Raw genomic sequence first — 14,310 nt, forward strand, 5'->3', positions numbered from 1 at the left:
TATGCGGTCTCTGCTGGAAGGCAACAATATTCCTATCAACCATAGCGCTGGCGTTTTACGATGTCTACTGGTGTGTACAAAAACGGCCACGTCTCAATGACGTGGCCGCTGCGCAAAATAGGTTTAACCTGCTTGCACTGGAGTTGCTTCGCTGTTGTTAACGTAGAAGCTGAGCTCGTCGATAGAGTTGGCCTGATAAGATTGTAAATCTTTGGCCGCAATATGCTGACCGGTCTTATCCGACACGATTTTGGCAATCGCATCCATCCGTTGCGACTCGTCAAGCTGTTTCAGCATGTTGAGCTCATCTTCGTCCAGATCAATCGAGGCTGAATTTGGCAGATAAATGGTGCCGTAATAGAAGTCAACGCCAAACGCGATTAGCCCGGGAACAATGAACAGGATTAAGCCCGCAGCGTCGAGAATCGCGATCGCCGGGTCGATTTTACCGCCGCGCTGTCCTTCCCGCTCCGGGTGCAGCAATACCCCGCATCCACTTAGCTGAGTAACTAAAATAGCAATAAAAGCAGACATTAACGTTTTATTTTTCATTGGCTCTCCTTAAGTTTTGCGCTCAAGTCATCATCTCAAAGGTTGTTTCAATCATAGGTCAGATTAATCAAGTTTTATCAGCAAACCATCAGCTTTACGTATGTTTTTGATGGATTGGCTCATTGTTCAGGCTCAATAATAATAGTAAGCACTGAGGCGCGAGCTTACTTCTTCCTGATGCCATTGCTGATAATTCAGGCTGGCCCTGAAAGCGAAATTAGGCCGTACGCTCCAGTTCCAGGTCGCATTTACGGAGAAATGGTCATCGACCTCATCGCCTGCCAAAGCAATCCAGGCTGCATTCAAACCCAGTCTCTGGCGGTTATTGATCGAGTAGAATAGCCCTGACTGCAGACCGGCCCCGGCGATAACATCATAACCGGTTAATCTGCCCTGACTGAGTTCGCCTTTCAGCAGGGTATAGAAATGTAATCCATCAGCCTGTCCCCAGGCTTTGCCTGCTCCGCCTTCGACAAACCAGCGGCTGTCGGTATTGGCATCGGGTCGGTCGAAGCCGATTTTTAATCCCCATGCCAGGCTGTCAAATACTCGGTTGCTGGGCGCCAAGGCCAGTACGTCGATGATATTGAGATGATCGAGCCGGCTGGTGCCGCTGTCGTCGAGACTCAGTTTAGTGTCGAGGAAGTTAATTTGCGCGCCGGGAATAAAGCCATCCAGCGCATCGTACATGTCGTGGTAAGCCGGACGCCACTCGACAGATGTTGAGTGGGTTTGCTGCTGATACAGATTACGCGCGACGCCGACACGAGCTGACCCGTGTCCCTGTTCCGGTGACGTTTCCGGCCGCACCACCGAGGGAAAAGGGGATTCTCGGTTGATCTGACTGCGCTTGATCAAGATTTGGGTCAGTTGTTTGGCGGTTATATCGCGTTCAAGGCCGTCATCGTAAAGTTCAAAATTAAGCCATTCATATGCGAATTCGAGAATTGCCGCCCGCTCTGACTCAGTAAACTCGGCTTTGGAAGGGTAAATACCTTGCTCTTTCAGGCGCCGCGTGGCGAGGTAAATACGCTCGCTGACCAGATCCGATTCATGATTCAGCCGGGTACCAAACGCAGCCCGATAGTGCGGAGGCTGAGTTAATCCGGCTTCAACCAGAACTTTCACCGTATCGGAAGGAATGGCGGTGACCGGAAACTGACTGACTAAATCGAGATTCTGATTGGCCAGTTGCAGCAGAGCCAATAATTGATAAGAGCAGTTTTCGTCCAGGAAGTAGTAGTCGAACTCGGCTTGTTCCATTTCCCACAGATGAAGCAAAATTCTATCCACTTCTTCAGCGGTGAAATTGAGCGGGTATTCCCAGATATCCCGCGACTCGATATCGTTATATTCACGCACTTTTTTGTAGTACGGCATGACGGTAAAGCGGCTTGGATATGCGCCAACCAATCCTTTGAGTGCATAAAGGGCCGGATTATCTGCGCTGTCCGGTTCTGCGGCAAAGTTGATCGCATAAGCGACCAGTGCATTGTTCTGGTTCTGATTCTTGGCATCGACCCGTAGCAGGGTATGGCCAAACATGGACGAAGGATTATTCATAAAGGCAGTTGGAAACACCAGGGTCAGTTTTTCCGGATCCATCGCCTGCTGCCACTTTTTTAATTCAGGGCAATTTAACTCAGGCGGTGCCTTGCCTTGTTGTTGTTCCAGCCATTGATAACGGGCCGGAAACGTGCAGCGCGCCTGATGGCGGCTTTGCGCTGGGCCCTGATACAGCGCCTGAATCGTTGCTTGAAGCTCCTGCGCAGGTTGATGTTTGCCCTGCGATGCTAAAAAAAGCTATCCGAATCAATGGTGCTGACGTAACCGCCGCTCAGCGCGGGCAGGTAATGGCCCAATTTGAGCCAATAGTTATCCTGGCTTAAGGCTATGACGTTCAGTTCAGGTAACGGTCCGGGCTCTACGGAGGCAAAGCTCAGGGACGAATGTAATCCGCCCAGTAATATGAAAATACAACGCTTCCACTGCATAACGACTCTTGAAATAAAAAGGTGCCTCGTTGTTGCAACGAGGCACAGAAGGGTAAGACGAAAGAAGCGGTTACATTGCGTAGCCAGACAGCTTAGAATCGTTCGACATCAATGTGTTGAGGTTATTCAGTACCTCATTAGAGGTGACGTTTTCAGAACGATAAACCACGGCAAAATTTTGTTTCGCCATGGTGTTGAAGGTTGCTTTATCTTCATTCGGGATGCCCCAGACTTCAGACAAGGTTGCCAGTGTTTCACCCTGACCTTTGGCCATATCACGTGCCAGATTGTCCATGTTACCGTCAATAAACATCGCCAGCTTCTGACGTGAATCAATCGTGCCGGTACCATCACAGCCCAGAGTTCCGAATGTGATACCAAAGGTTTGGTTGCCTGATGTACCGTTGGTTGTCGCGCCGAGCACTTTGACCACTTTTCCGGATTTACCGTCAAAAATCATGGTACCCAAACCACAGCCAATATCATCATCAGCCATAACCGCCTGAGCAAACGGCAAGGTAGAGAGTAACGTAGCCACTGCGAATAACTTTTTCATATTAATAATCCCTTAGTTCGGTCAAAAAGTGGTGGTCATAAAACGTATTACCACTAAATGAAGATAGGAAAAAGTCGGTGATATTCCAATGTCATGTTGGCGAAATGGGATTAAAATCAAAGCGATTTGGCAAATATTGCCCTGAATATGTCGCGAATAGTGTGAGCTGTTTTTTAAACGGCGTACGGTTAAATAGAAATAAAACGCACAAGATCAATGAAAATTTATATGGGGAAAGTTGCATTTGACCCAGCTCTGAGTCAGTTTTGTTGGATAATTATTCCTTGTCAGGGAGTGAAAATAGTCATTTATCACAGTTTACGTCAGGCGACTTTTATTGTGTAATTACGCCTTTGCTTTTTTTAGTCGTTTACACTATCAACACACAAGGAAAGAAATGGACAATCAAGTACAGTCATCCCGTCAGGGTTTTTGGTCAGGCATGGCGCTGTGGAAAAAAATCCTGATTGGTATGGTGGCCGGTATTATCGTTGGTGCGCTGATGGGCCCGAGTGCTGCATTGCTTAAGCCAATCGGTACTCTCTTTATTAACGCGATTAAAATGTTGATCGTGCCTTTGGTGTTCTGTTCTCTGATCGTTGGTATTACATCGATGAAAGACACCCGCAAGATGGGGCGTATTGGCGTCAAAGCCGTGGTGTTGTATTTGGGAACGACCGCCGTTGCGATTGCCATTGGTCTTGGCCTTTCTGCTCTGCTTGAACCTGGCGCCGGACTGAACATGGTTGCGAAAGATCTTGATGATGCTGGTAAGAGTGCGCCCCCGCTGGTGCAGACGCTGCTGGCGATGATCCCGCAAAACCCGGTCAATGCTCTGGCGGCGGGTAACATTCTGCAAATCATCGTTTTTGCGGTTGGTCTTGGTGTTTCCCTGGTGTTGGTGGGTGAAAAAGGTGAACCGGCAGTGAAACTGTTTGAGAGCCTGGCGGAAGCCATGTACAAGCTGACTGAACTGGTGATGAAACTGGCTCCGTACGGCATCTTTGGTCTGATGGCCTGGGTTGCCGGTACTTATGGTCTGGACGTCCTTCTGCCACTGATCAAAGTGATTGGTGCAGTGTACCTGGGTGCGCTGATCCATGTGTTGGTGTTCTATTCCGGCGTGCTGAGCGTGCTGGGTCGACTGAACCCAATCAAATATCTGCGTGCGATTACTAACCCTGCAGCGGTTGCGTTTACCACATCGAGCAGTTCAGGTACCTTGCCTGCGACAATTAAAGCGACTCGCCAGGACATGGGTGTGTCTGAAGGTGTGTCGAGTTTTGTTCTGCCGCTGGGGGCAACCATTAACATGGATGGTACGGCACTCTACCAAGGTGTGTGCGCGCTGTTCATCGCGCAGGCATTTGGTATCGATCTGCAAACCTCAGACTACCTGACCATTATTCTGACCGCGACACTGGCATCGGTTGGTACTGCGGGTGTACCGGGTGCGGGTCTTATCATGTTGTCTCTGGTACTGAGCACGGTTGGCCTGCCTGTAGAGGGCCTGGCGATTGTGGCCGGTATTGACCGTATTCTGGATATGGCGCGTACTACGATTAACGTTTGTGGTGACATGATGGTGGCCGTTCTGGTTGCGAAAAGCGAACGCGAACTGGACGAGAATGTCTATAACAGTTAATCAGCGCCACGCCTGATCTCTGCAAAGCCCCGGCCTGTGCCGGGGTTTTTATTATGCAATGAAAATAGCCTTTGAAAAGAAAAGAAATTTGATTTGTGCAGTGGTATCGTGGTCAGGCACAAAACCGAAACAGAGGTGATTATGGCAGTTCGTTTTATGTTGGCGCAGGATGTCCCCGCGGCCGCTCTGATCCATCAGGTGGCTTTTCCGCGTCAGCAATATTCACAGCAATGGCTCCAGTGCAGTTTTAAAGCCGCGCCACGTACGTTTTGTCTGGTCGCAGAGAAACGAGGGGAAGTGGTCGGTTATATCATCTGGGCGCAGAAAAGCGGCTTTCGTCCCCAGGTCGTGTTGGAACTGGAACAACTGGCCGTTGAACCCTCTCATCAGGGCCAGGGGATTGGTCGTCAGCTACTCACCGATTCCCTGCCTCTGGTCAAAGAGCAGTTACGTAATCAGGGTTCCACTCTGAAACATATCCTTATCACTACCCGGGCCGATAACCGGGCTCAGAATCTATATCGCCAGGCGTTGGGAGCGGAAGTCGAAGCGACCCTGAGCGATCTCTATAGCGCCGACGAAGTGATTATGATTGCCCGCCACATCGATGTGTAGCGTTTACGTCAGTGTACCTAAAGCCTGGCTAAGACAGGGTTGACCAAGCCCGTGTCGCTGAACTGCGGCGTTACGCTGCCGGTGAGCCAATCGGATGCTGAGCGGTAAGGACTTCGTAGCCAGTGGCGGTCACCAGTACCGTGTGCTCTGACTGGGCGGAGAGTTGATTATCTGAAGTCGCGACGCTCCAGCCATCTTGCCGGGTATAGACTTTGTCACCGCCGAGATTGAGGATGGGTTCGATGGTAAATACCATTCCTTCGCGCAGTGTCAGGCCGCGGTTGGGCAGGCCGTAATGTAAAACCTGCGGTGCTTCGTGCATTTCGCGGCCAATACCGTGCCCACAGTATTCGCGAACAACGCTGTAACCATGTGATTCAGCAAAACGCTGGATGGTGTAGCCAATGTCGCCCAGCATGGCACCGGGCCTGACTTGCCTGATCCCTGCCCACAACGCCTGATGACTCGCACTGACCAATGCTCTGGCGGCCGCATCGGCGTTCGGCATGAGATAATTTTTGCTGCAATCAACAATGAAACCCTCATGTTCGAGTGTGACATCCAGATTGAGGATGTCTGTCTCGCTCAGGATCTGTTCGGGGGCCGGCACGCCGTGGCAAGCAACCTCATTAACAGAGCTGTTAATCGCATAGGGATAACCATATTGCCCTTTGCTGGCAGGGCGTGCACCTAAAGTCCGGACAATAAAATCCTCAACTCTATGATTGATTTCCATGGTCGAACGGCCGGGAATGACGAACTCATCAAGCATGTCGAACACTTGTGCCAGCAGTTTGCCTGCTGTACGCATTTGGGCTATTTCCTGCGCGTTTTTGATGTGTACCGTTCTGTCCATAGCGGTTTTTCCTTACGCCAGTTTTTGCATCAGATCCAGCGAGCACCTTGCTGTCTATTTTTCGGGGGAACAGCGTTTGTGCGGCAGATATCGGATGTACAAAAACGCTTCGTTTAGCGGTGCCAGCAGCTTAATGATTAATAGCTTGATTGTATGAGTTGTCGGAAAGGCGTCAAGATAAAGCGGATGTTATAACAGGCGATTGGGCTTAATTCGAACTGACCAGCCTGATGTCGGGATGAAAAACACTCGTGCGGATCGCAATTTGTCATCCGAACGAGCCGGCGCTTATCTGAAAAAGCTGACTTGTTGTTTGAGGTGAGTGGCTAACTGGGGCAAGTCCTTAGTGCTTTGTGATGTCTGCGCTGCTCTGACTTAATTGCATCAGCGATACGGCGTTGTCGGTGAAAGAAAAGATCATTAATCATCGGTTGGCTGAAATTTCATATGAATAAATTGACAATCTTGACGATAAGTCTTGAATCCAAAACGTTGATACAGCTCAGTCGCACGGTTACCCTGAATGCAGCACAGCAGACAGGCACGTTGTAACTGGGTGCAACGTTTCGTTACGAATGTCAGTATTTCACTGCCCAGGCCTTGGTTTTGATAGGCGGGGAGAATAAAAAAGCGCGAAAAATGAAAACGATCATCATGAAGATGAAGACGAAAAGTGCCGACAGCAATCCCGTCAGCACAAATCAGGGTCGGCAGGCCTGAACGCCATTCCTGGCGATGTAACTCCAGTTGCAATTCTTCATCCCAGCCAAATTGACGGGTGATGACATCCTGCTCGCACAGTTTCTTGAGTTCAAACGCGAACAGGTAATCTGCATCGGTCGCGGGGCGCAAGGAGAGCTTCATACCGTTCCATATAGAAAATCAGATCCAAAACAAAGTCAGGACAAAGACGAAAGATGGCTATCAGCACACATCTGCTATCATGCGCTAACTATGAGCAATACCCAGTTAACGCAGGATAAAGTATCAATATGTTCACTGTATAGGATCACACCAAATTCGCCACCCTGATGGCTGAGATAATCAAGATTGCCCGGGCTTTTTTCAGAGAAAGAACAGTGGCGGCTTGTGAGCAGATCCTGACGAGCGATCAGATCTCTGCTAAGGCCGCCAAGCGCTTTTTGGTTGGCGCACGCTTGCGAGTAGTCGCCGTTCATCGCAGCGATAAACCCGTCGACCGCACACTCCACCATTGCAAGGCGTGTTTCACTGGTCGCTGAACCGATATGCGGCAGCAGAAATACGTTGTCGAGTTTGGTGAGCTCAGAGTTGGCGGGTAGAGGTTCGACTTCAAACACGTCCAGCCCGGCAGCCCGAATCATGTTGTTTTTCAGAGCCGTGATCATGGCTTGTTCATCGACAACCTTACCGCGTGCCGCGTTGACAAAGACAGCACTGGGTTTCATCCGGGCAAACTGCGCCTCGCCAATCAATTTGGTGGTTTGCTCACTGAGAGGCACCAGCACAACGATGAAGTCTGAGACTTGCAGTAACTCATCCAGTTCCAGACGCTGAGCCGCGAAATCCTGTTCTGCTTCCGGGTTAGCCGAGCGATTGTGATAGCAAATCGACATACCAAAGCCATGATGGGCACGTTTTGCGACTGCGCAGCCAATACGGCCCATACCGATGATGCCCATGGTCTTGCCGTACAGATCAACCCCAAAATGTTGCTGTCCGATGTTTTGTGTCCAGCGTCCATCCAGAACCATATTAGACAGTTCAACTGCGCGGCGGGCGGCGCCCAATGCCAACAGAATCACTGTATCGGCGACCGTTTCGTTTAATACGCCAGGTGTATGAATCAGCGGGATACCGCGCTGAGTAAGGTAATCAAGATCAAAATGATCCGTACCGACGGAAATGGTTGCTGCGGCTTTGAGATTGGTGGCGGTATCGAGCAACGGTGCCGGCATATTGACCCCCGAACCAATAATGCCTTCGGCATGGGTGAGAGCATGATGAAATTGTTCACGGTTCTGCGCATTCACGCCATCGAAGCAGGTTAGATTAAAGTGACGATGTAATTTATTGAGTTCCGGATCCGGAATGGATTTATACAGTACAACATTGGGTTTCATTACCAATCTCCTGATTTTAGCAAGGTAGGACGGCATTAAATCCGGGCCAGTAAAACCGTATACGCAAAATGATTAACCACATCACTATATATTTCCGGTCTATTACAGCCAACAGATATTAAAGCCAACTGATTATCGTTATATGATTTATTATGCCACTGTATGATCATTTTAAATTATTTCAAATGATTTTGTTGAATAAATTAAATTAGTAAATAGTTCGCTGTTTAAGTGAATTTTATTTATAAATGATGATGAGTTAGTTCTGTGTGATCGTGACGTGATTTTATTTGTGACTGCGATCTCTTTATATAACTAAATTTTAATTATTAAAAATTAGTGACATTGAATCACTCTTAGACCAAAGTTCTATTTTTGTGGGTCGCTTGTGATGTGTATCTCTGCCTTTGTGAATTATTACAAAACCGGGCTGAATAAAAAGTAAATTTTTTGATAATAGTTCTGATGTTATGCAGGGTCTGATGTTTTAATTTTTATGAGTTGAATAAAAATAAGAAGTCAGATTATGAAAAATGTGCTGCCTCGCTATATCAAAGTTCATCCGGAAGACAATGTCGCTATTGTGGTCAACGATGGTGGGTTGCCGCAGGGAACCTTATTTAATAACGATTTTGCCTTACAGGAAGACATTCCCGAGGGCCATAAAGTGGCCCTGGCGCCATTCGCTCCCGGCGAGCCCATCGTGCGCTATGGTGAAGTGATTGGCTTTGCTAACGCTTCAATCCCCAAGGGTGGATGGATCAACGAATTTTTAGTCGACATTCCGGAAGCCCCGCCGCTGGATGACATTCCTCTCGCCACAAAAGTCCCCGAACCATTGCCTCCTTTGTCAGATTACACCTTCAAAGGCTATCGCAATCCGGACGGCAGTGTCGGCACGAAAAATCTGCTCGGTATTACCACCAGCGTTCACTGTGTTGCCGGTGTGGTTGATTACGTGGTGAACCTGATTAAACAGGATCTGCTGCCTAAGTATCCGAATGTGGATGGCGTAGTAGCACTCAATCATTTGTACGGTTGTGGTGTGGCGATCAATGCTCCTGCATCTGTGGTGCCGATCCGCACCATACATAATCTGGCTCTGAACCCTAATTTTGGCGGCGAGGTCATGGTGGTTGGCCTCGGTTGTGAAAAGTTACAGCCGGAAAGGCTGCTGCAGGGAACGGATGATGTCGAGACGATTAACGTCGCACCCGAAAGTATTATCTCCTTGCAAAGTGAAAACCATATTGGTTTTCAATCCATGGTGCGCAGCATTCTGGCAACCGCTGAAATGCATCTGAAAAAACTCAATCAGCGCCAGCGTGAAGAGTGTCCGGTATCTGCGCTGGTGGTGGGCATGCAGTGTGGCGGCAGTGATGCGTTTTCAGGTGTCACGGCGAACCCTGCCGTGGGTTATGCGTCCGATCTGCTGGTCCGCTGTGGCGCCACCGTGATGTTTTCGGAAGTCACTGAAGTGCGTGATGCGGTTTATCTGCTGGGGCCCCGTTGTATTGATGAGCAGGTTGGCCGGCGCCTGATGGAAGAGATGGCCTGGTACGATCATTATCTTAGCCTCGGAAAAACCGATCGCAGAGAAAACCCTTCTCCGGGTAACAAAAAAGGCGGACTGGCCAACGTGGTTGAGAAAGCGCTTGGGTCCATTGCCAAGTCAGGCAGCAGCGCGATTGTTGAAGTTCTTTCTCCGGGGCAGCGTCCGACCCGAAAAGGTTTAATTTTTGCGGCCACGCCTGCCAGCGATTTTGTCTGCGGCACTCAGCAAGTCTCATCGGGGATCACGGTACAGGTGTTTACCACCGGCCGTGGGACACCTTACGGACTGGAAGCAGTGCCTGTCATCAAGGTGGCGACACGTTCCTCGTTGGCGCGCCGCTGGCATGATCTGATGGATATCAATGCTGGTACGGTGGCGACCGGAGAAAGCTCACTCGAAGAGATGGGCTGGGAAATTTTTAACCACATTCTGGCCGTGGCGAGCGGTGATAAGCAAACGTATTCCGACCAGTGGGGCTTGCATAACGCACTGGCTGTGTTTAATCCGGCTCCGGTAACCTGATAACCGAGATAACCGATAGAAGAGATATAACAAAGACAACAATTAACGTGAAACGAGAGGAATTTATGAAAAAACTGATTAAACATGCGATTGCCTTCTCTTTAATGGCATTGCCTATGGTCGCGATGAGTGCTGATAAGCCGAACTTTGGCAATATCCGTGTGGTGATCGGCTCGAAATCGACCGGAGGCGATACCTATCAGGCCGCAGCCATTATTTCTGAAGCGCTGGCAAAAAAACTTGATACCAACATCAAAGTAGATGCGGTGGGCTCAAGTGCCGCATTCAGCACGCTGAAACGTGTTGGCAACGGCAGCACCATTATGATTTTCCACGATCAGTCATACCTGGGTAATCTGTACGGCACTCGCGGTTACTACGATATTTTCAACCAATATATTATTGGCCCCACTTTCGCGATTAACCCGGCTAACGCTTATCTTGTGCCGAAAAAAATCACCCTACAATACGCTGGATGACATCATCAATGCTGTTGGTGAAGGCAAAGAAATCCGCGTAGCGATTCAGCCGGGTGGTGTTTCTGAAATTGGCTACAGCGCGGTAAAAAATGCCATTAAGATGAAGTATCCGGGGCAGGAAAGTCATTTTATTGCGGTGAATACCGGTTCTCAGGCTGATAAGAACCAACAGCTGTTTGATGGTTTGGCTGATATGATCCAGGGCAGTTTACCGGCGAATGAACAATTTACCCGCTTGCCTGAATCGGATCAGAAGGCGATGAAATTTGTCTGGTTAACCTCAACCAAAGATACCATTGCGGACGTCAACAAAAACGGCTTTGGTAGTCTGAGTCAGGAACAGATCTTCTCTTATGCTGAGCCCAATGTAGTGGTGCCGATGGATGCGCAAAGTAACTTCACGTTCGATAAAGAGTTTTTCTTCCTCTACAACAAGAAAATGCCGAAAGACCAGATCGCCTATATCGATAAAGCGTTAAAAGAGATTTATGCCGAGGGCGAAATTCAAAAAACGTTTGAGAAGGCTTTCTTTGTGCCTAACTATCGCGATTCAGCGGATGCCCTCAAGCATCTACAGGCGAAAAACGATAAATACAAACAAGTGCTTGCCAATATCACCGAGTGACGAGAGTTCGCTTTTTATGGTGGTGATAGCCATGATTAAGCCCACTCTGTGGGCTTAATCATCAGGGGCGATGCTACTGTTCATCGTTTTTGCAGCAAAGATTGAGTGATCCGCAAAGACAGGTCTCAATCATAACTGCGTTTCTATCCCTTTGATTTGAGGAGATGTCATGAAATACCTGTATATTCTTCGTGGGCCTTTTGGCACCGGTAAAACAGAATTTATCCGGACCTTATTGGCCAATGACAATATCGTCTCGTGCTGGGATTACTATCGGCAGTATGGTCAGAACCGATGGAATGAAAAATTAAAACCTTATGCGGATGAGTATTGCCGCAACGGAGTCAAAAATCTGATGGAGCAGGGGGCTAACAAGATAGCGGTCACCAATTCCTTCTCCAAATGTGAAGATATGGAATATTTTTACCAGTTGGCAGAACAGCATCAATACACCGTTTTCAGTATGGTGATGACTAACCAATGCTGTGATGAATATAAGAAGAATGTTCCGGATCACGTCATTCAGGATCAAGCCGAGAGATTGACAGCAGACATGAAGTTTTACAGCATCATCTCTTAACATACTTTCCCGCTCAGTGCTCCCGCTCGCCGGGAGCATTATCTGGCTTCTGCCTTGTCCGAGTGGCCTCTTACTCACCATATGTGCGGCTGATCTGCTCCTTAGGCTGCTATCAACTAACTGCTATCTGCGGTTTGCTTATGCTCTTTATGCCTAAAAAATCATCTTTTATAAAAAAACATTACAAGAATTTAAATAAATTGATATTGAACAAGTTTTATAGAGAGAGGATGATAAAAAACGAGATAACACGCACGGTTTTTTTGAATGCACTCCTTTGCTTTGCAGATTTTTCGCATCAATCACCGACGTGGAGATTTTCGTATGAGTAATCCAACTATCGCCTATTTTATCGCAGATACGTTGCGCCAGGCTGGCGTGGAACGCATTTGGGGAGTCACTGGCGACTCGTTGAACGGGCTGAGTGACAGCCTGAGAAAAATTGGTCAGATCGAATGGCTGGGAACCCGCCATGAGGAAGTGGCGGCGTTCGCCGCCGGCGCTGAAGCCCATCTTTCCGGGCAGTTGGCTGTGTGTGCCGGTTCTTGCGGGCCCGGCAATATGCACTTGATTAACGGCCTGTTTGATTGTCACCGTAATCGGGTTCCCGTGTTAGCGATTGCGGCACATATCCCTTCTGCAGAAATAGGAACCAACTATTTTCAGGAGACTCACCCCCAGGAATTATTCAAAGAATGTAGTGTTTTCTGTGAGTTAGTTTCCAACCCAGAGCAAATGCCTTACTTGCTTGAAACCGCGATGCGTCAGGCTATCCTGCACAATGATGTGGCCGTGCTGGTACTACCAGGCGATATAGCGCTGAAACCGATGCCGGAAGGGGTGTTACCGAAGTGGAGTTTGCCTAAACCGGCTTTGTATACGCCGCATACATCGGATATTGAACAGTTAGCGCAGTATCTCAACAGCAGCGACAAAGTGACGCTGATGGTTGGTGCCGGAGTGAAAGGTGCGCATCAAGAGGTGGTGGCTCTGGCAGAAAAACTGCAGGCACCGATTGTGCACGCTCTGCGCGGGAAAGAATACATCGAATATGACAATCCGTACGACGTAGGGATGACCGGTTTGATTGGCTTTGCCTCCGGTTACCACGCGATGCGTGAAGCGGATACTTTACTGCTTATTGGTACCAGCTTCCCGTACCGGGCATTTTATCCGGAGAATGCCAAAATTGTACAAATCGACAATAACCCCGCCTCTCTTGGTCGTCATACTCAGATAGAATTTGGTGTGCTGGGGGATACGAAAGCGACATTGGACAAGCTGCTGTCTTTTATCAGTAGTGGCCGTTCATCCAAACATCTGAGCGACTGTATTGCGAACTATAAGCAGGCGCGTAAAGGTCTGGATGATCTGGCCAGTGGTAAAACCGGACGTGGTCTGATTCACCCGCAATATCTGGCGCGCTTAATTAGTGAGCAAGCGGCAGAGGATGCGGTATTTACCTGTGATGTCGGTACCCCGACTGTGTGGGCGGCCCGTTATCTGGAAATGAATGGTCAGCGCCGCCTGATCGGTTCGTTTAACCATGGCTCAATGGCCAATGCGATGTCACAGGCGATGGGCGCGCAGGCGCTGGATCGCACTCGTCAGGTTGTTGCCCTGTGTGGTGACGGTGGCTTCTCTATGCTGATGGGGGATCTGTTGTCTCTCAATCAGCTGGATTTACCGGTTAAAATCATCGTATTCAATAACCGTTCTCTGGGGTTTGTTGCGATGGAGATGAAAGCCGGAGGCTATTTATCAGATGATACCGATCTGCAGAACCCGAGCTTTGCCGAGATCGCCCAGGCATGTGGTATCAAAGGTATTCATGTCACTGATCCCGAGGCGCTGCCGGGGGCACTGAGCGAAACGCTGCATTATCCGGGGGCGGTGGTTCTGGAAGTGGATACCGCAAAACAAGAACTGGCGATGCCACCCCAGATCAATATAGAGCACGCGAAAGGGTTTAGTCTTTACATGCTCAAAGCGATCATTAACGGTCGTGGCGATGAGATTGTTGAACTGAGTAAAACCAACTGGCTGCGTTAGCAACCAACACGCCCATCAGTGGATAAGTAATTTCACTATTCACTACTTAGTAAAAATGGCCTGACGGTAATTCCGTCAGGCCATTTTTTAGAAAACAGATCTGGCTACGGTAAGGATTGTGATGGCTATCAGATTTCTACTTGCATCTGCATTTTGTAAAGAAGCACAAAAGCGACC

Annotated in this window: 13 protein-coding genes; 7 read left to right on the top strand and 6 right to left on the bottom strand. The window is 48.8% G+C overall.

What is annotated here, in order from left to right; all coding sequences use genetic code 11:
• Positions 1-123: 123 nt before the first annotated feature.
• The 3 genes from KNV97_RS05905 to KNV97_RS05915 form a co-directional block, all read right to left on the bottom strand.
• A complete protein-coding gene (locus KNV97_RS05905) occupies positions 124-552 on the bottom strand; it encodes a hypothetical protein (protein WP_136487383.1) in 429 nt (142 codons plus the stop codon).
• 132 nt (positions 553-684) lie between these two features.
• Positions 685-2,157 carry an Lnb N-terminal periplasmic domain-containing protein gene (locus tag KNV97_RS05910; RefSeq protein ID WP_218561776.1) on the bottom strand — a complete coding sequence of 491 codons (1,473 nt, stop codon included), beginning with the start codon at positions 2,155-2,157 and terminating at the stop codon, positions 685-687.
• A gap of 459 nt (positions 2,158-2,616) precedes the next feature.
• The gene (locus KNV97_RS05915; RefSeq protein ID WP_136487381.1) at positions 2,617-3,102 is read right to left on the bottom strand and encodes a DUF3015 domain-containing protein; all 486 of its coding nucleotides are present in this window, start codon (positions 3,100-3,102) and stop codon (positions 2,617-2,619) included.
• A gap of 397 nt (positions 3,103-3,499) precedes the next feature.
• Here KNV97_RS05915 and KNV97_RS05920 point away from each other — a divergent pair, with 397 nt between their 5' ends.
• Positions 3,500-4,747, top strand: coding sequence for a dicarboxylate/amino acid:cation symporter (locus KNV97_RS05920; RefSeq protein WP_206208441.1), 1,248 nt, complete (start codon positions 3,500-3,502; stop codon positions 4,745-4,747).
• Positions 4,748-4,888: 141 nt separating this feature from the next.
• Positions 4,889-5,362, top strand: a complete 474-nt coding sequence (locus KNV97_RS05925; RefSeq protein ID WP_407701875.1) for a GNAT family N-acetyltransferase — start codon at positions 4,889-4,891, stop codon at positions 5,360-5,362.
• Between the two features lie 70 nt (positions 5,363-5,432).
• Here the strand turns inward: KNV97_RS05925 and map are convergent, their stop codons facing one another.
• The 3 genes from map to KNV97_RS05940 all read right to left on the bottom strand — a co-directional run bounded on the left by map (position 5,433) and on the right by KNV97_RS05940 (position 8,320).
• Positions 5,433-6,218, bottom strand: a complete 786-nt coding sequence (gene map, locus KNV97_RS05930; RefSeq protein ID WP_218561777.1) for a type I methionyl aminopeptidase — start codon at positions 6,216-6,218, stop codon at positions 5,433-5,435.
• Positions 6,219-6,638: 420 nt separating this feature from the next.
• Complete coding sequence (locus KNV97_RS05935; RefSeq protein WP_218561778.1) at positions 6,639-7,082, bottom strand: GNAT family N-acetyltransferase; 444 nt, start codon at positions 7,080-7,082, stop codon at positions 6,639-6,641.
• A 77-nt stretch (positions 7,083-7,159) separates the two neighbouring features.
• The gene (locus KNV97_RS05940; protein ID WP_218561779.1) at positions 7,160-8,320 is read right to left on the bottom strand and encodes a 2-hydroxyacid dehydrogenase; all 1,161 of its coding nucleotides are present in this window, start codon (positions 8,318-8,320) and stop codon (positions 7,160-7,162) included.
• Between the two features lie 526 nt (positions 8,321-8,846).
• Between KNV97_RS05940 and garD the strand changes: the two genes are divergently transcribed.
• The 5 genes from garD (at position 8,847) to poxB (ending at position 14,133) form a co-directional block, all read left to right on the top strand.
• On the top strand, positions 8,847-10,397 hold the full coding sequence (gene garD, locus KNV97_RS05945) for a galactarate dehydratase (RefSeq protein ID WP_218561780.1): 1,551 nt from the start codon (positions 8,847-8,849) through the stop codon (positions 10,395-10,397).
• A 65-nt stretch (positions 10,398-10,462) separates the two neighbouring features.
• Positions 10,463-10,876, top strand: coding sequence for a hypothetical protein (locus KNV97_RS05950; protein WP_218561781.1), 414 nt, complete (start codon positions 10,463-10,465; stop codon positions 10,874-10,876).
• Positions 10,839-11,501 (top strand): hypothetical protein, encoded by a 663-nt coding sequence (locus KNV97_RS05955; protein WP_218561782.1) that lies wholly within the window; start codon positions 10,839-10,841, stop codon positions 11,499-11,501. Before KNV97_RS05950 ends, KNV97_RS05955 begins: the two co-directional genes overlap by 38 nt.
• 169 nt (positions 11,502-11,670) lie before the next feature.
• Positions 11,671-12,081: a hypothetical protein gene (locus KNV97_RS05960; RefSeq protein WP_218561783.1), complete on the top strand. Its 411-nt coding sequence runs from the start codon at positions 11,671-11,673 to the stop codon at positions 12,079-12,081.
• 324 nt (positions 12,082-12,405) lie between these two features.
• Complete coding sequence (gene poxB / locus KNV97_RS05965) at positions 12,406-14,133, top strand: ubiquinone-dependent pyruvate dehydrogenase (protein WP_218561784.1); 1,728 nt, start codon at positions 12,406-12,408, stop codon at positions 14,131-14,133.
• Positions 14,134-14,310 lie beyond the last annotated feature (177 nt).

The organism is Vibrio ostreae, assembly GCF_019226825.1.
Lineage (GTDB): Bacteria > Pseudomonadota > Gammaproteobacteria > Enterobacterales > Vibrionaceae > Vibrio > Vibrio ostreae.

Coding starts and splice junctions, on each gene's coding strand:
- KNV97_RS05910 (WP_218561776.1), bottom strand. CDS start 2,157: ATGGATCCGGAAAAACTGACCCTGGTGTTTCCAACTGCCTTTATGAAT.
- poxB (WP_218561784.1), top strand. CDS start 12,406: ATGAGTAATCCAACTATCGCCTATTTTATCGCAGATACGTTGCGCCAG.
- garD (WP_218561780.1), top strand. CDS start 8,847: ATGAAAAATGTGCTGCCTCGCTATATCAAAGTTCATCCGGAAGACAAT.
- KNV97_RS05925 (WP_407701875.1), top strand. CDS start 4,889: ATGGCAGTTCGTTTTATGTTGGCGCAGGATGTCCCCGCGGCCGCTCTG.
- KNV97_RS05915 (WP_136487381.1), bottom strand. CDS start 3,102: ATGAAAAAGTTATTCGCAGTGGCTACGTTACTCTCTACCTTGCCGTTT.
- KNV97_RS05960 (WP_218561783.1), top strand. CDS start 11,671: ATGAAATACCTGTATATTCTTCGTGGGCCTTTTGGCACCGGTAAAACA.
- KNV97_RS05905 (WP_136487383.1), bottom strand. CDS start 552: ATGAAAAATAAAACGTTAATGTCTGCTTTTATTGCTATTTTAGTTACT.
- KNV97_RS05920 (WP_206208441.1), top strand. CDS start 3,500: ATGGACAATCAAGTACAGTCATCCCGTCAGGGTTTTTGGTCAGGCATG.
- KNV97_RS05950 (WP_218561781.1), top strand. CDS start 10,463: ATGAAAAAACTGATTAAACATGCGATTGCCTTCTCTTTAATGGCATTG.
- KNV97_RS05940 (WP_218561779.1), bottom strand. CDS start 8,320: ATGAAACCCAATGTTGTACTGTATAAATCCATTCCGGATCCGGAACTC.
- map (WP_218561777.1), bottom strand. CDS start 6,218: ATGGACAGAACGGTACACATCAAAAACGCGCAGGAAATAGCCCAAATG.
- KNV97_RS05935 (WP_218561778.1), bottom strand. CDS start 7,082: ATGAAGCTCTCCTTGCGCCCCGCGACCGATGCAGATTACCTGTTCGCG.